Raw genomic sequence first — 17,024 nt, 5'->3', positions numbered from 1 at the left:
GATGAACGTTATTGATGAATCGGGCATTTTAGCCATCAGCACCCGGCTGCAGCGCCTGGCCGATACGCTGCGCAAGGACGGCGTGCTGATTTACAAGGCTAACAATATTGATTTTGAACCGAAGTGGTTCCCGGTTATTTATACCCTGCATTTTAAACCTGTGCTAAGCGTGGTGGAACTGGCTAATGAAATTGGGTACACCCACCCCTCTACCATCAGCCTGCTCAAAGAGCTGGAGAAGGAAAAGCTCATCCGGTCGAAGAAGGACAAGGCCGACGAGCGCAAACGGCTGGTCCTGCTCACCGCCAAAGGCCAGGAACTGGTGGAGCGCATGCGCCCCGTTTGGGACATCATCAAAGCCGCTGCCACCGAACTTACCAACACTCAAAACAACCTCATGAAAGCCATTGACGAGGTAGAGGAACAAATAAACCTGCAAAGCTTTTTCGCAAGGGCGCAGCGGTTAAAGGGTGAGAAGTAAGTGGATTGATTGTTTTACCACCGTCCACATCGAACATAAACCGGGAATACCTGTTGTAAATAGATATAAAAATCGGCATCAAACGCTGTTGACATACTGTTGTCATTATTGCCTGCTTAATTTGATCTGTAAACCCTATTGCGGGATTATTTGTATTTTTACATTACACATGGATTTTAATTTAACTTCCCAATACTTCCCAACCGGCGATCAGCCCGAGGCCATCAGGCAACTGGTTGAGGGCGTAAACAATGGCGATCCGTTCCAGACTCTTTTGGGCGTTACGGGCTCGGGCAAAACATTTACGGTGGCCAATATTATCCAGCAAACGCAAAAACCCACGCTGATACTAAGCCACAATAAAACCCTTGCGGCCCAGCTTTATGGCGAGTTTAAGCAGTTTTTTCCGGAGAACGCGGTTAACTACTTTGTATCCTATTACGACTATTACCAGCCCGAGGCTTTTATACCCACTACTAACACCTACATTGAGAAGGACTTACAGATAAACGAAGAGATTGAAAAGCTACGGTTGCGTACCACTTCAGCCCTGATGTCGGGGCGCAGGGATGTGATCGTGGTGTCGTCTATATCGTGCATTTATGGTATGGGTAACCCGGAGGATTTTGCGCAATCAGTATTTAAATTCGCGGTGGGTACGCGCATCAGCAGGAATGCATTTTTGCATAGGCTGGTTGAAATATTATACGCCCGCACTACCGCCGATTTTAAGCGTGGTACCTTCAGGGTTAAGGGCGATACGGTGGATATTTTCCCGGCCTATATGGACCACGCCTACCGCATTTCCTTTTTTGGCGATGATATTGAGGAACTTACAACCTTTGATGTAAGCACCGGCAAAACCATCGAGAAAATGACGCACATGGTGGTTTACCCTGCCAACCTGTATGTGGCGCCACGCGAACGCTTTGTGCAATCTATCTGGGCTATACAGGAGGAACTGGAAACCCGCAAAAAGCAATTCATAAACGATGGCCGTTTCCTGGAAGCCAAACGCCTGGAAGAGCGGGTTAATTACGACCTGGAAATGATCCGCGAACTGGGCTATTGCTCTGGTATCGAGAATTATTCGCGCTTTTTTGATGGCCGTTTGCCAGGGGCAAGGCCCTTCTGTTTATTGGATTATTTCCCGGATGATTACCTGATGGTTATAGATGAAAGCCACGTTACGGTCCCCCAGATCAGGGCGATGTATGGTGGCGATAGGTCGCGCAAAATGTCGTTGGTTGATTATGGTTTTAGGTTGCCGGCCGCATTGGATAACCGGCCGCTCAACTTCCAGGAGTTTGAAAAGCTGGCGCCGCAAACGATTTATGTAAGCGCAACTCCCGGCGATTTTGAGTTGGAAAAATCGGAAGGCGTAGTGGTTCAGCAAGTGATACGCCCCACGGGGTTATTAGATCCGGTTATAGAAATACGGCCGGTAATAAACCAGGTTGACGATTTGTTAGATGAAGTTGACCGCACCATAAAAATGGGCGACCGTATCCTGGTAACTACTCTCACCAAACGTATGGCTGAAGAATTGGCTAAATACATGGACAGGCTGGGTATTAAATGTCGATATATTCACTCCGAAGTAAAAACCCTGCAAAGGGTAGAAATTTTGAGGGGGTTACGCCTTGGTGAGTTTGATGTACTGATAGGGATTAACTTATTACGTGAGGGCCTGGATTTACCGGAAGTATCGCTGGTTGCCATCCTGGATGCTGATAAGGAGGGCTTTTTACGGTCAGAACGTTCGTTGATTCAAACCATTGGCCGCGCCGCCCGTAATGATCGCGGCCGGGTTATCATGTATGCCGATAAGATTACTGATTCGATGCAGATAACGATGGATGAGACTAACCGCCGCCGTGAAATCCAAATTGCATACAATACCGCACATGGCATTACACCAACCACAGTAGGCAAATCCCGCGAAGAGATCATGGAACAAACATCGGTTGTCGACTTTAAAGGCGGGGTACAAAAGGCTTATATAGAAGCAGATATGGCCACGTTGGCGGCCGATCCTATTGTTCAGTATATGACCAAACCTGATCTAAAAAAATCGATAGACAATACCAAAAAAGAAATGCTGGCCGCCGCCAAAAATATGGACTTCCTGTTGGCAGCCAAACTACGCGATGAAATGTTTGCATTGGAGAAAATGATGGAGGAGAAGTTTTGATTGGATGTGCAAATTTCAAATATGCAGATGAGTGATTTTAAACACCGACGACAATGTATTGATTGTAAAATGATTGCAAGATTTTTCCATCTTTATACATAAAAAACATCTGCACATCTGAAATTTGCACATCTGCACATCTAAAAAACAATTTATCCGTTATATACTTATATTTGTAAGCTTAAAATTAATCAGATGTTACTTATTCGTTTCCTGATCATATCAATTTGTGTTTTATACATTATCCGCAGTTTAATGCGGTACCTGATACCTGCTTTGTTTCAAAACGTTATCAATAAAGCACAGCAACAGGCGCAGCAGCAGCAAAACTATCAGCAAAGAAAGCCGGAAGGCACTGTAAAGGTTGACTATATTCCCGAAGGCAAAAAAGGTAAGTTGCCGGATACCGAAGGCGAATTTGTTGATTATGAAGAAGTAAAATAACCCCGTATGTTGCCAGACGAAGTATACAAACGACGCCCAAACCACAATAATACACCAGAGTCGATAACATTGATTATTGCCAATTTTATTGTTTTTGCCGTAGCTACCCAGTTGTTTGTATCTGCTGCCAAAATCCATACTTTTTTTTGGGTGGTGGTTGGCGCACTGGCGGTTTATAATTTTTTTAACATCCGCAAGTACCGGGAAGATTACAATAAAGCACAGGTAATAGCTTATGTTTTAAGTTTGATTATCATGGTTATTTTCTTTTTTGTAATGCGCGGCCGTTCCTGAAACTGTTAAGCAATTCCTTTACAACTAATAATTCCTATTCCCGTTCAAATTTCTATTTTTGAGGAATTAATATCCATTTCAAAAAATATAAATGAATAACTGGTTCAAGCGCAATAGTATTCACCTCATTATTGCGGCAATTTTTATAGCAATTTCCTTTGCTTATTTCATCACTCCGTTAACACAGGGCAAGGTTTTATTTCAAAGCGATGTATCTCAGGCGCAGTCCATGCAAAAAGAGATTAACGATGTTAGGGCGGCAACCGGTAAAGCGCCGTTATGGACCAATCAGATGTTTGGCGGGATGCCTGCCTATCAAATCTGGGCCGCATTCCCATTAAACCTCACAACACATGTGATTAGCGTTTTGAAAACCGTGTTCCCCAACCCGGTTGATACGGTATTGCTTTATTTGCTTGGGGCATACCTGCTATTCAGCGTATTGCGGCTTTCGCCCTGGTTGGCGGCAGCAGGGGCAATAGCTTTTGCATTTTCGTCATATAACTTCATCTATATCACCGCCGGCCATAGTAACCAGGCTTATGCTATAGCATTTTTTGCCCCTTTGCTGGCAGGCATTATCTTAACCCTACGTGGCCGCTACCTTTTGGGCGCTTCGCTTACAGCATTTTTCCTTGCTATGGAAATCCGCAGTAACCACGTGCAAATGACTTATTACCTGCTGTTATCTATAGCTATATTATTGGGTATCGAACTTTATCACGCTATAAAAGACAAGCAAACCAAGCCATTTTTAAAGGCTATCGGCTTTTTGGCAGCCGGCGTTGTGTTGGCCATCGCGGTAAATGCAAGTACATTGTGGACCACTTATGAATATAGCCAATATACCATCAGGGGCAAAGCAAATTTAACTGCCAAGGGCACAGCGGGCCCTAACCATGGTTTGGATAAAGATTATGCCTATACATGGAGCCAGAGCGTTGGCGAGTGCCTTACCTTTTTGGTACCAAACGCCTATGGCGGTGGCAGCAGCACAGTTGTTGATGACGACTCCAAAGCAGTAAAAATATTAACCGATAAAGGTGTTGATGCAGGCCAGGCACAGGGTTTTGTTGCACAATCAATGTACTATGGTAATAAGCCAAGTACATTTGGCCCATGGTATTTTGGGGCTGCCATATGCTTCCTGTTTATTTTAGGGCTGCTGATTGTTAAAAACCGTATTAAATGGTGGGTTTTAGGAGCAGTACTACTGAGCATGTTATTGTCTTTTGGCAAAAACCTGCCTTTCCTGTCCGATTTCTTTTTCAACTACGTACCCATGTACAACAAGTTCAGGGCGGTTGAGTCGACACTGGTGATAGCGGCATTTTGTTTCCCAATACTGGCTTTACTTGCAGTGAACGAAGTTATCACCAATACCGATAAAGCATTTATTTTAAAGCGTGCTAAAATCGCCTTTTACATTACCGGCGGTTTATTATTACTGATGATAGCCATTCCGCAGGCGCTATTGAGCTTTAGGGCAGATGAACACCAGGCGTTTGTGGCTAACCTTACACAAATTTTTAAAGGTGATACAGGGATGGCAAACTCGGTTGCCAACGCCGTAGTGGATGACCGGGTGAGTTTGGAGCGTGCAGATGCCATTCGTTCGTTAGTTTTCGTGTTGTTAACAGCCGGTCTGTTATGGTTAATTGTTAAACAAAAAATCAAAGCGAATATTGCCGCCCTGCTATTGGCTGTTATTGTTATAATTGATATGTGGAGCGTTGATAAACGCTACCTTAAAGATGCCAATTTTGTGGCCAAATCCGACCTGGAGCAACAATATACCCCGCGCGAGGTTGATCAATTTATCATGAAAGACACCGATCCTAACTTCCGCGTATTTGACATGACATCCGGCGATCCTTTTCATGATTCGCATTCATCATATTTCTACAAAACAGTAGGCGGTTTCCACTCGGCCAGGCTAAGACGATTTGATGAATTGATTGAAAACCAATTTACCAAAAGTGTAAACCACGACGTGCTTGATATGCTGAATACCAAGTATATTATTACCGCAGATCCTAAAACCGGAAATGCGGGTATGCAGGCCAATTCCACGGCTTGCGGAAATGCCTGGTTTGTGAAGAGCGTAAAATTCGCTGATAACGCCGACCAGGAAATGCAAGCCATCAGCAGCTTTTCGCCAAAAGACGAAGCCATTGTTGATAAACAATACAAAAGTATGATTGATGGAAAATCAGTAGGAATTGATGCTTCATCAACCATAAAACTAACAAGTTATTCGCCAGAACACCTCACGTATGAAAGTGGCTCAACTGCGGCACAAGTAGCCGTGTTCTCCGAGATCTATTATGATAAAGGATGGAAAATGTTTATAGACGGCAAAGAAGAGCCTTATTTCCGGGCCGATTACCTGTTACGTGCTGCTGTGATTCCGATAGGCAATCACAAAATTGAATTTGTTTTCCACCCTACGTCTTATTATGCAGGCGAGAATATATCATTAGCAGGATCTATCCTGCTGGTATTGGCTCTCGGTGGAGCAGCGTATACCGAAACAAAAAAGAAAACGATTGCCAAGCCGGCTACAAAAAAGGCTTAATAAAATTTTGAATCTTGTATGAAAAAGCGATGGGCAGACAGTTCATCGCTTTTTTGTTAATGTCAATCGTTTGTCCGCTTATTTTTCAGCCAATACCACGCCAAATTGAAAGCTATAACGAAATGGTTTAAAATCGTAGGAATTAATCCATAATATCGCTTCATAACAGCAAAACGCTCCTGCAAACTTTGCCGATGTTTTTTTTTAGACATCCCCCCTACCAGGTATTTGGCAACATACCTGTTTACGTTTACTATCTTTTTTGCTTTTTTTGCGGCGCGGATGATCCATTCAATGTCTGCACTTAACTGATATTGCATATCGTAAGGCTCGGCTAATGCCCGCCTTACGTAAATAGCCTGGTGACTAATACTCATGCCGTATTTGAACCCGCGCCACGTAAACTTTTCCGGGGCCTTATGTCGGCGCTGGCCTAAGCTCTCGCCGTTACCTGCTATCATTTCGGTTTCGCCGTAATAAATATCGGCATTATCAGCTGCGGCAAAAACAGCGGCTACAGTGTCTGCATCAAAAAACTCGTCGCCGGAATTCATGAAGATAACGTAGTCACCAGAAGCCAACGCCAACCCTTTGTTCATGGCATCATAAATGCCATTATCCTTCTCGCTAATAAATTTGCTTACACTATCCTGATATTTAGTAATTACCTGCAAAGTTCCATCTGTGGAAAGGCCATCTATAACAATATATTCAATATTGTTATAGGTTTGATTTAAAACCGACAAGATAGTGCGTTCAATATCGCGCACGTTATTGTATACTATGGTGATAACGCTAAGCTTAGGATTAAACATCATTACCTCCTACACCGTTTAAAAGACTTTGATAAAGTTCGATGTGCTTTTTGGCAATCACCTCTTCTGAAAACATTTCCATTACAGTATCCCGGGCCTGCTTTTGCAATAGCTGCGGCTGCGGATGTTTAATAACCCATTCCATACCATCTGTAAAGCTCTCTGCCGAACGATAAGTGGCCAGGTAGCCATTGTATTCATGCTTTACCATATCGGGTATACCGCCCGTTGTAAAGGCTATTACGGGCGTTCCGCAGGCCAGGCTTTCCATCACCGTATAAGGCAGGTTATCTTCCAGCGAGGGGATCAGGAATGCATCGGCAGCCGCATAATGTAATGCTAATTGTTCGTCGTTATTTATGGTACCTAAAAAGCTGGTTTTAAATGGAAAATCGGGCAGTCCTTCTGTGCCACGGTTTCCAAAAACAATCAATTCTATTTTATCGGCATCGATACCTAAACGCTGCTTCAATAACTCAAGGCTATCCAACAGGTATTGAGTGCCTTTATGCAAATCTTTACGCGACGGCATAAAGCCGCTCAAAAAAACAAATTTATCAATTGGCAATCCCGCCTTTTCTTTTGCCTGTTGTTTGGCAATTGGTTTAAAAATATCAGTTTCGAGTGTATTGGGGATATGATGGATTGCTTTACCTTGCATCAGGCTGCTGTTGGCTATGGATTGCTGCATCCATAAGCTTGGCGCTGCAATGACAAAATCAAGCTGGTGATAAGCCTTATTTTTTTGTAGCCAGATTTGGTGCGAGATATCACCATCCGAAGGCTTAACCAGCAACGGGCAGTTACCACATTCACGCACAAAATGATCGCAGGCATAACGTACATGGCAACCGCCTGTAAAAGCATTACTATCATGAAAAGTCCATACAACAGGCTTGTTGAGTTTGGCAATCTCGGCAATATGCTTCGGATCAAGAAATCCATGATTGATCCAGTGCAGGTGAATAATATCAGCATTATTAACATCCGGGTGATGAATTACCGAACGGCCAAACCAGGCAAACGAAAACGGCGTTTTCATCAGCGGCTTTAAAAACCGTTTAGCTAAAATCCGTTCCAATATAATGGTAAACGCTGTATATGCTTTTTGAATGCTATTGGAATTGAAAGTATCTATTTGTGGATTATTACCAAATTTATAGTGCACCACCATTTTTGAGTTGATACCCTGGGTTATTAGGGCCCGGTTAAGACGCATGCAGCCGCGGCCTGCGCCGCCGTTGCCATCATAGGTATTGAGATGCACTACTTTTAACATGGTATAAAAATACGCTTAATCCTGCTGACCGAAATTATAGAAGTCACCCTATCTTTTGTTTAACAAATCTTACAGCACGCTGCAGCAAGGTACCCTTACGATGTGCAAGGAAGTGCTTAATTGACTGGTATGCTTTTTCATTTTCTTCTACAACGTCGGGGAATTTTTTAACCGGTTGCTGCGAAATATGTACATCATACATATTCTCTTTATTACTATGAAAACCCGTGCCATCGTGCCCTATATTATTGATAAGTGATTTGGCCGGGTTTAGGGTGACCCCCCCTTTTAAAAATATAGACGCATACCAACGGATGGCCCATGAATTATTTTTGCCAGCCTTAAACTCTTTAATCTGCTTCCAGAAATTCATCTTGCCTTCAATAGAGAATTTAAGGATCTTAAGCGCATCAAACTGGCTTATCAGTTTATCAATATCGGGTTCAAAACTATCCCATGCGCGTGCCCACGTTGCCCAGCCCCAACTGCTGGCTGCACGGTAAAAAAAGGTCTCGGGCAAATCCTTTTCTTTAAGGTTATACATATAAGCGCCAATGTGCATTACTTTTTCCTCATCGGCGTAACGGGCTAGCGCCTCATTAAAATACTGCAGGGTATAGGGCGACGATAATAAATCATCTTCAAAAACAATTACCTTACCATATTCATAAACCAATTGTGTAACGCCACTAATGATCGATTCTGCCAGGCCAAGATTATGATTACGCATGATAACCTTTACCGCTTTGAAGCCGGAGGTTTCTTTGGCAACCTGCCTTACCTCCTCAACTTTGGCCCGGTCGGCTTCGGTTTTAGGTGCATCACAAAAAATATACAAGCGGGATTCGGCTGCCAGTACATTTTTTTGCAAATGGATAATGGTTCGGCGTGTATGGTCTGGCCTGTTATATACAAACAGGGCTATTGGGGCAAGTTTTTGCATCGATCACATAAAAAGTCAGAACAATTCGGGTTGATGGTCGGCTTTCTTACACAAAACGGTATAAGCGTTGGCAAATTGTTCGCGTACCTTTTTTCCCATCAATTTACTTAGGGCTTGCTTAACCGAATATTCGGCTGCTATCCTTATATTTTTCAGCAAGCTTTTGGTTTTCTTTTGATTAACGTAGGCATTAAACCTGGTAACCTCGGGCTCAATCATCGATGTTAGGTCATTCTCTATCTCAAAACCTTCGGTACTTAACAGGTAACGCAGGGAACTTGGCGTATATACATTGATATGCCCGTAAGCCAAAAAGTGCTTTATTCGTGTATCAACTCCTGCTTTATAATCGCGTGGCACCTCAATAACACAACGTTTTGCCACACGTTTTATCTCGCGCAGCAACATACGTTCATGCTCTACATGCTCCAACACGTGCGACAGGATGATCAAATCAAAACTATCTGTTGCAAAAGGTAATTTATAGCCATCAAATACCTGCACAGATTTGAGGTTTCTTATTTCGCGCGATTTAATATAGCTAACCCCGCTTTCAGAAATCTCGACAGCATGATATTCGGGAGCAAAGTTATTTTCAGATAAAATTTTCAAGATACTGCCATCGCCGGCGCCTACCTCCAATACTTTGGCAAAAGCAAGGCCTTTGCACACATCCACAATATGCCGCGCTTTGTATTTGGCACCCAGCATACGCCATGCCTCATCGTGCTTTTGATAAAATTTATCGTAGGCGGTTTTGTAATCGCCGCTTATAATTGACTCCTGCATTGTTTACGAAGGTAAAATTATAGCTTAAGTTTTTAAACAAAAAGGTAAACTTATAGCTAATTGCGTTTATTAATTGTAGCCACTCTTTTTAGTACCGAATCTACTTTTTCATTCACATCATCAGAAACATGAAGATAATATGTCATCAATATATAAATCAGGGTTGTTACTCCACTGCGTACCGCTATATCCAGGTATAAATTGGGCATACGCCAAAAGTACTTCCCCACAAAAAAACTTACAAGCGCAATAACTACAGCCACCAGGTGTTTATAATGGAATGGCTGCATTTTAAACCGCACCTTAATATAAAACCAGTTGCCCAAATTAAAAGCAGTCATCGTTATCAGGTATGCCAAAGCGGCGCCGGCACCTCCGAATTTGGGTATAAGCAGGTAGTTTAAAATTACGCATACTACTCCTGAAGTAATAACAAAGCCCATCGCCAGGCGGTATTTATGAGATGCCGCAATAATAGCGGTATTTAAGCCCCCGGTAATATCAACCAAAAATCCTAAACCTATTATGATAAACACGTTAAAGTGATCGCTATATTCTTTTTTGTGAAGAATACCTGTCAAATTATCTCTGTTAATAATAATACCAATAAACAACAGCAAGCCAACAACCAATTGTATAATAGAAGTTTTATAATAAAGGCCGGCAATAGTGGGCATATCTTTTGATTTCCAGGAGTCGGTTACTATTTGATAGGTTGTACGGCTTAACGCTTGCGCCGGAACCCCTATAACTACGGCTATATTAAAGAAAAAACTATAAACCCCCTGTTCAGACAGCCCGGACATTGAACTTAGCATAATTATATCTACTTTCTGCAGCAGTACATATATCGTAGTCGATATTAAAGTGTACAAACCATAAGTTATAAGCTCTTTACTGTTGATTTTCGAGATACTTTGTCGTTTTAGCTTGATTGAGATTTTTTTGGACGCAGCTATGCTGATTAACAGCATAACAGATACCAAAAAGTTAATAAAAACATATAATATTATAAACCCCTGAAAATCGATCCACTTTACTGCAAGCATTAAAATACCAGCGGTAGTAAACAGCCGCAAAAGAACATCTTTTAAAAGGCCCGAAAAAACAGTTTGGTAAATAACCCTTCCTGTCATTTCAAGAAAATTAAAGCAAATGGTAAAAAAAGTAAGCGGTATCAGGTAATAATAATATTTTAAAAACAATGGCGATTTTTGGATATAGCTGGCAACAATAATTGGCTTAAATACTATAAAAAGCAACGTTGCCGCTATAAAGCCAATTAACGAAACCATTGCCGCCCAATGCATAAAACCTTTATGCTCGCGGTCTTCTGTACGGTGATAGGCAAAATACCTGGCAATAATATTAGGGATACCCAACGATGCGATAATTGAATATAAAATGGCTATACCGCCAATTAAGTTAAATAAGCCATATTCCTTAGTGCTTAAATAAATAGGGTACAATAAAACCAAGTTTATATAACCTATAACCATACCGGTATAAGTTATAAGTGTATTTTTATAAGCGTTTTTTTTAACAATGCCCATGCACGGTATTTATAAAGCTGAATTGTTTAACAAATATTTACTAAAAAGAGTCCTGTTGTTTAAAAGCTGGCCTGCTAAAACTTTTCGTTATCAGCTTTACCTAATTTCCCTCCGAGCCCATCCTTTACCGCTACCAATAATTTTGAGTACGCTTCCCTTTTCGAACTTATCAAACTTATCACTTTCAGATAGCTTAAATACAGCCCTTTGTTCAGTTTAAAAACCAGCATATTGCTGATAAAGTTATTGGAGTAAAAAAACATGCGGTTTCTGACATGATAATATGTTCGGAAATTCCATTGATCAAGTAAATGAGAGTGAAGGGGCCTTCGCTTGTAATCTAATCCTTGCGATTTGTCAATATCAACTATCTTGCATAGAGGTATTAGCCAGATAATGCCCTTATTTTGGGTAATACGATAAGTGTACTCAGAATCGTCGACATATAAAAACAGCCTTTCATCAGGAAACCCAATATCATTAATTATTGTTCTGTGAAGCAATAATCCCCCATAAGGAACGTATGGCATCTGAACCCGGCTTTTATACGGCCCATCTTTCTGAAATTTATAGTTCAACTTACGATATTGGTTAGCTAATATCCTGAAAACATTAAATCCCATAAAATCGTTAAAAGTCAGGTAGCGAAGAGAATTTTCTCCTTTTGCTATTTTTACGTGTTGAACCCTGTCTTCGCGAAGGCAAAACAGAGCCTTCTTGTTGTTGGCACCTTCAATACTTTGCCATTCTGTCAGCAGCTTGGTAAGCACATCGGCACCGGGCAGGTTATCGTCGTCAAGCAGAAAAAAAAAATCGGCTTGGGTGTTTTCTACGGCATGTTCAATCGCCGTTTTATACCCCCCTGCTGATCCTGTATTCTCGGTATTACTTATAACAATTATTCTACTGTCTTCCAGTTTTTTTACTTCATCTGTCACACTATATAACGAAGCATTGTCAATAACAATCACCTGCGTTATTTGATCATAGGCAAGTACGCGTTTTAGTACTTTTTCCAGAAACCGCCACCTATCGCCATAAGTAACAGTTAAGATACATACACTATTTTCTAAGCCTGACATCGGTCGTCAAAATTATCATTTTATCACTAATAACTAACATGTTTTAATTTATCAAACAATTGCAGTGTCCACTGTATAGTAGCATTTTTCAAGGTGGACGCTACTGTACAAATCCCTAACAATCTGGTATCCGATTTGCGTTAATTGCAAAAGTTGTTTATAAATATTTTAGGATGGCTTATTTATAAGCGGGCGAAACACCGGCAAATGGTATTGTAAAGAACCATTATTTACTTATACAAGGCTATATTTCGATGTTTATCGCAGTACAGCGATAAAAGGTTTTACAACCGACACCTGAAGAAACTGATTTGAAATAGCCCTTCCGCCACAAGCTTAAAAAAAAATCTGTCTGTTATAAAAGTACCGGTGCTGGCTTATGGCATTAAAATCAGGCTATTGCTTAATGCCGACAATGGTTAAATGATGCGGGAAAGATGAATCGGTAATAAGTACGGTAACGTTGAGGTAATTAAATATCTGGGTTAAAAGATCGAGGTTATACACATGTTGGTGCATACAGCGATTATTAATATTATCTAAACAACGTTGTTTAAATTGGTCCATATCGGTCACTCCCCCATCGCGTTCAAAATCATGTAAGGTTAGTACCTCATCAAGATGTGTTAAATCATTTTCATCAGTATTTTTATTATAATCGTCAATCAGGTGTTGCAGTTTAGTGATAGGCCGTTTATGATCAAAGGTGTATTTTGGATTCGGCAAGATGAGTGTAAGCGCCCCGCCGGTTTTTAATACTCTGAGCCATTCTTTTAGCGCCTTTATTGGGTTGGCAATATGTTCCAGGCTGTGGCTGGATAAGATAAAATCATATGATGAGGAAGCTATAGGGTTCAGGTCGATACCATCTAAAATATATTGATGCCCAACCAAATTTGCACCTGTACTATAAGTTGGCCCCTCTTTTATCGTGTTTTCCCACACGGTGTTGTTGCTGAAGTTGACCCCATCAACCTGTTTGGCCAAAGGATAAACAGGTATATAACCTTTAGCTCCGAATATCGGACTTGGCCCACCAATTTCGAGTCCTCTTTTTTCGCGGTATAAATAGGATATTTTATTCAACGAACCCAATTTGGTATGAAATTTCGAGTACAAATATTGCGCTAAACGTATTGGGGTTTTAGATAGCGTTGTAATGTACTTTATTTCCCAGTTTAGCTTTTCTTTAAAGGTCATTAGATAAATATAGAGGGTATCGCAGTAAATTAAGCTGCAAATATAGGCATATTCAATATTCATACAACATTATGGGTGTCAGGCGAAGAAACAAAAGGAACTTTCTTCGTTTTCAAATATCACACCCATACAACCTAATTACAAAAACCGGATCAACAAGGATGAATCGAGATATAATTGAACACCTATGAATGCTGTGCTTGGGCGGCCCAGGGTATTGATTTTGCCGTGTTCCATACTGAAAGCTTCCAGGGTTAGGAGAATAAGCCGGTATTTAATAAAAGGTCATGCCTATTTTCAGCATTAGTATGCTCAATACATGTTTTTGGCTTTCTTTTAGACGCCAATAAAAAAACGGCATTAATTAACAAGTTGGGTAACTGGGAGAAGAATAAAATGCTGCTATTGAAGCTTACCTGTCTTTTTAGTGATAAAATGCAGCCATCCTTTTAGCATAAACCTGAGTTTTATCATCTTATGCTTTTCATATAATAAAACATGCCTCAGATCTCTAAACATGCTTAAAAATACATTATAACAAAAGTTGGGATAATGCCGCCAGTACTTGAATATAAACATTAGTTTATTTCTTGTAATATAATACCGCCTTATCTCGTTGTAATTAAGCGCGGTTATTTGGTAGCCCGCAGGCGATTGGTGTTTGGTTGCATTGCCCAGGCCGTGCGAAAGGTGTACAGTATTAAGCCTTAGCACCTTAAAGTTATGCATATTTAGGCGCAGGCAGTAGTCCCAATCAACCGCATCAATAAAATATCGTTCGTCAAAACCGTTAATCTGCCGGTAAGCAAACAGACTAATTAGGTTTCCCGATGTCATGGTTGTTAGCACCACATCATCATGAGTTGCCGGCTTAACAGAAACATTGGTTTGATGAAATGGCGATACAATACCAGTAAACTCGTCATCCTGCTGTATTGCAAATTCAATTAGCCGTAAAATATCACCCGGCTCAAATTTGCTGTCCTGATCCATCGTGAGCAACCAATCGGCTCCGTTAGCGATGGCCAGCTTTGCACCCTGGTTTAAGGCATTAGCGATGCCCTTGTTGGTTTGGTTTTTTATATATACGCATTTAGAAATGGCGCTTAGCCCGTTAATAATACTTAAATCGGTCTCGCCAGAATTATCAATAATGTACAAATGCTCCAAACCATCAATATATGATTTGATATTACCAACAACCGAAATATCAGGCTGATATAGAACTACCACACCTTCAATTTTATTTTTCTGCATCAGCTTATCAAATTAAAAACGGCAGGCATTCGGGCATTATCGAGCATGTAGCCATGTTTACAAAAATATACAAAAGCAAATAACTTAGGTATCGCATTAATTATTGTTAAAAAAAAGAGGCAAACCTAAGCTTGCCTCTCTCAATATTATAATTCATCCACCAAATTATTGGCTTGTGAATTTCTTAGCGTTAATTTTACGCTCGTTTTCGTTCAGGTAGATTTTACGTAAACGGATGCTTTGCGGCGTAACCTCGATGTACTCATCAGCCTGGATGTATTCCATTGATTCTTCCAACGAGAATTTGATGGCTGGCGCAATCCGCACGTTGGTATCGCTACCAGATGCACGCATGTTGGTTAACTGCTTGCCTTTGGTTAAGTTAATAACCAAATCGTTATCACGGATGTGCTCGCCTAATACCTGTCCTTCGTAAATATCAACTCCGGGATCAACGTGGAACCTGCCACGGTCCTGTAATTTATCAATTGCGAAAGCGGTGGTTTTGCCTGTATCCATAGATACCAAAACACCATTTAAACGGCCTGGGATAGTACCTTTCCATGGCTCGTATGCTTTAAAGCGGTGTGCCATAATAGCCTCGCCACCTGTAGCGGTTAATACGTTGTTACGTAAACCAATGATACCACGTGCCGGGATATCAAACTCCAGGTGTTGTAAATCACCTTTAGGTTCCATCACCAACAGGTCGCCTTTACGTTGTGTTACCAGCTCAATTACTTTACCTGCAACATCGCCCGGTACATCAACAATAAGCGTTTCAACCGGCTCGCATTTAACACCGTCAATTTCTTTAACGATAACCTGCGGCTGGCCTACCTGCAATTCATAACCTTCGCGACGCATGGTCTCGATCAGTACTGATAAGTGAAGGATACCGCGACCATACACCAGGTATGAGTCAGGCGATTCGGTTTCAACAACCTTAAGCGCCAGGTTTTTTTCCATCTCTTTGTACAAACGGTCACGTAAGTGGCGAGATGTAACAAATTTACCTTCTTTACCAAAGAAAGGTGAAGTATTGATGGTGAACAACATGTTCATTGTAGGCTCATCAATTTTGATAACTGCCAGTTGCTCTGGTTTTTCAAAATCGGCAATGGTATCGCCAATATCAAAACCTTCAATACCAACTACAGCACAGATATCGCCCGAGCTAACTTCTGTAGCGCGTACTTTACCTAAACCTTCAAAAGTATAAAGCTCTTTAATTCTTGATTTTTGAATAGTGCCATCGCGTTTTACCAAAGATACCGGCTGGTTTTCTTTGATAGTACCACGTGCTACACGACCAATAGCGATACGACCTACGAATGAAGAATAATCCAAAGAGGTTATCTGCATTTGTAAAGTACCTTCGGCAATAGGTGCGGGAGGAATGTTCTCTAAGATAGCATCCATCAACGGGAAAATATTATCTGTAGGTGTTTTCCAGTCGGTGCTCATCCAGCCTTGTTTTGATGAACCGTAGATAACCGGAAAATCCAGCTGATCTTCAGTTGCTTCAAGGTTGAAGAACAATTCGAATATTTGTTCGTAAACTTCTTCAGGGCGGCAGTTTTCTTTATCTACTTTGTTTACAACCACAATTGGTTTTAAGCCTAAAGCCAAAGCCTTTTGAGTTACAAAGCGTGTTTGAGGCATAGCACCTTCAAAAGCATCGCAAAGTAGCAATACACCGTCAGCCATTTTCAATACACGCTCAACCTCGCCACCAAAATCGGCGTGACCAGGAGTATCTATGATGTTTATCTTAACGTCTTTATACCTTACCGAAACGTTTTTTGATACGATGGTGATACCTCGCTCACGTTCCAGGTCATTGTTGTCCAATATTAATTCACCAGTTTCCTGACCATCACGAAAGATGGCGCAACTGTGTAAAATTTTGTCAACCAATGTAGTTTTACCGTGGTCAACGTGTGCGATAATCGCAATGTTTCTTATTTTTTGCATGAAATATGCCCCTATAAATTTGGCGCAAAGGTACGTTTAATATATGAGAATTTAAAACGCAGTCAAGTTATAGTGACAGATTTAACAATTTCATTACCAAAGGGCGGTAATGACCTGGATTTAATATCGCTTTATTTC

14 protein-coding genes are annotated in these 17,024 nt (G+C 41.2%); 5 read left to right on the top strand and 9 right to left on the bottom strand.

The window, feature by feature from the left end; all coding sequences use genetic code 11:
• Position 1 precedes the first annotated feature (1 nt).
• From BMX56_RS05590 to BMX56_RS05570, 5 genes are all read left to right on the top strand, one after another.
• On the top strand, positions 2-481 hold the full coding sequence (locus BMX56_RS05590) for a MarR family winged helix-turn-helix transcriptional regulator (RefSeq protein ID WP_090642155.1): 480 nt from the start codon (positions 2-4) through the stop codon (positions 479-481).
• 169 nt (positions 482-650) lie between these two features.
• On the top strand, positions 651-2,675 hold the full coding sequence (gene uvrB / locus BMX56_RS05585) for an excinuclease ABC subunit UvrB (protein WP_090642153.1): 2,025 nt from the start codon (positions 651-653) through the stop codon (positions 2,673-2,675).
• A gap of 195 nt (positions 2,676-2,870) precedes the next feature.
• The gene (locus BMX56_RS05580; RefSeq protein WP_090642150.1) at positions 2,871-3,119 is read left to right on the top strand and encodes a DUF4834 family protein; all 249 of its coding nucleotides are present in this window, start codon (positions 2,871-2,873) and stop codon (positions 3,117-3,119) included.
• 6 nt (positions 3,120-3,125) lie between these two features.
• The gene (locus BMX56_RS05575) at positions 3,126-3,413 is read left to right on the top strand and encodes a hypothetical protein (protein ID WP_090642147.1); all 288 of its coding nucleotides are present in this window, start codon (positions 3,126-3,128) and stop codon (positions 3,411-3,413) included.
• 91 nt (positions 3,414-3,504) lie between these two features.
• Complete coding sequence (locus BMX56_RS05570) at positions 3,505-5,991, top strand: YfhO family protein (protein WP_090642145.1); 2,487 nt, start codon at positions 3,505-3,507, stop codon at positions 5,989-5,991.
• A 62-nt stretch (positions 5,992-6,053) separates the two neighbouring features.
• Here the strand turns inward: BMX56_RS05570 and BMX56_RS05565 are convergent, their stop codons facing one another.
• The 9 genes from BMX56_RS05565 to typA form a co-directional block, all read right to left on the bottom strand.
• Positions 6,054-6,806 carry a glycosyltransferase family 2 protein gene (locus BMX56_RS05565; protein ID WP_090642142.1) on the bottom strand — a complete coding sequence of 251 codons (753 nt, stop codon included), beginning with the start codon at positions 6,804-6,806 and terminating at the stop codon, positions 6,054-6,056.
• Entirely contained in the window at positions 6,799-8,085 is a 1,287-nt protein-coding gene (locus tag BMX56_RS05560) for a glycosyltransferase (protein ID WP_090642139.1), read from the bottom strand. Before BMX56_RS05560 ends, BMX56_RS05565 begins: the two co-directional genes overlap by 8 nt.
• A 43-nt stretch (positions 8,086-8,128) precedes the next feature.
• Complete coding sequence (locus BMX56_RS05555; protein WP_090642136.1) at positions 8,129-9,028, bottom strand: glycosyltransferase family protein; 900 nt, start codon at positions 9,026-9,028, stop codon at positions 8,129-8,131.
• A 15-nt stretch (positions 9,029-9,043) separates the two neighbouring features.
• Positions 9,044-9,817, bottom strand: coding sequence for a class I SAM-dependent methyltransferase (locus BMX56_RS05550; protein WP_255369777.1), 774 nt, complete (start codon positions 9,815-9,817; stop codon positions 9,044-9,046).
• A gap of 56 nt (positions 9,818-9,873) precedes the next feature.
• A complete protein-coding gene (locus BMX56_RS05545; RefSeq protein ID WP_090642133.1) occupies positions 9,874-11,370 on the bottom strand; it encodes an oligosaccharide flippase family protein in 1,497 nt (498 codons plus the stop codon).
• 74 nt (positions 11,371-11,444) lie between these two features.
• Positions 11,445-12,452, bottom strand: coding sequence for a glycosyltransferase (locus BMX56_RS05540; protein ID WP_090642131.1), 1,008 nt, complete (start codon positions 12,450-12,452; stop codon positions 11,445-11,447).
• 396 nt (positions 12,453-12,848) lie between these two features.
• Positions 12,849-13,652: a methyltransferase domain-containing protein gene (locus BMX56_RS05535; protein ID WP_177183728.1), complete on the bottom strand. Its 804-nt coding sequence runs from the start codon at positions 13,650-13,652 to the stop codon at positions 12,849-12,851.
• Positions 13,653-14,054: 402 nt separating this feature from the next.
• Positions 14,055-14,909, bottom strand: a complete 855-nt coding sequence (locus BMX56_RS05530) for a glycosyltransferase (RefSeq protein ID WP_090642125.1) — start codon at positions 14,907-14,909, stop codon at positions 14,055-14,057.
• A gap of 165 nt (positions 14,910-15,074) precedes the next feature.
• Complete coding sequence (gene typA, locus BMX56_RS05525) at positions 15,075-16,886, bottom strand: translational GTPase TypA (protein ID WP_090642122.1); 1,812 nt, start codon at positions 16,884-16,886, stop codon at positions 15,075-15,077.
• Positions 16,887-17,024 lie beyond the last annotated feature (138 nt).

Origin of the sequence: Mucilaginibacter sp. OK283 (genome assembly GCF_900110415.1) — a bacterium.
Classification (GTDB): domain Bacteria; phylum Bacteroidota; class Bacteroidia; order Sphingobacteriales; family Sphingobacteriaceae; genus Mucilaginibacter.
Note: the sequence above shows the minus strand (reverse complement) of the source record. Positions and strands in the feature narration are given on the sequence as shown.

Coding starts and splice junctions, on each gene's coding strand:
- BMX56_RS05590 (WP_090642155.1), top strand. CDS start 2: ATGAACGTTATTGATGAATCGGGCATTTTAGCCATCAGCACCCGGCTG.
- uvrB (WP_090642153.1), top strand. CDS start 651: ATGGATTTTAATTTAACTTCCCAATACTTCCCAACCGGCGATCAGCCC.
- BMX56_RS05580 (WP_090642150.1), top strand. CDS start 2,871: ATGTTACTTATTCGTTTCCTGATCATATCAATTTGTGTTTTATACATT.
- BMX56_RS05575 (WP_090642147.1), top strand. CDS start 3,126: ATGTTGCCAGACGAAGTATACAAACGACGCCCAAACCACAATAATACA.
- BMX56_RS05570 (WP_090642145.1), top strand. CDS start 3,505: ATGAATAACTGGTTCAAGCGCAATAGTATTCACCTCATTATTGCGGCA.
- BMX56_RS05565 (WP_090642142.1), bottom strand. CDS start 6,806: ATGTTTAATCCTAAGCTTAGCGTTATCACCATAGTATACAATAACGTG.
- BMX56_RS05560 (WP_090642139.1), bottom strand. CDS start 8,085: ATGTTAAAAGTAGTGCATCTCAATACCTATGATGGCAACGGCGGCGCA.
- BMX56_RS05555 (WP_090642136.1), bottom strand. CDS start 9,028: ATGCAAAAACTTGCCCCAATAGCCCTGTTTGTATATAACAGGCCAGAC.
- BMX56_RS05550 (WP_255369777.1), bottom strand. CDS start 9,817: ATGCAGGAGTCAATTATAAGCGGCGATTACAAAACCGCCTACGATAAA.
- BMX56_RS05545 (WP_090642133.1), bottom strand. CDS start 11,370: ATGGGCATTGTTAAAAAAAACGCTTATAAAAATACACTTATAACTTAT.
- BMX56_RS05540 (WP_090642131.1), bottom strand. CDS start 12,452: ATGTCAGGCTTAGAAAATAGTGTATGTATCTTAACTGTTACTTATGGC.
- BMX56_RS05535 (WP_177183728.1), bottom strand. CDS start 13,652: ATGACCTTTAAAGAAAAGCTAAACTGGGAAATAAAGTACATTACAACG.
- BMX56_RS05530 (WP_090642125.1), bottom strand. CDS start 14,909: ATGCAGAAAAATAAAATTGAAGGTGTGGTAGTTCTATATCAGCCTGAT.
- typA (WP_090642122.1), bottom strand. CDS start 16,886: ATGCAAAAAATAAGAAACATTGCGATTATCGCACACGTTGACCACGGT.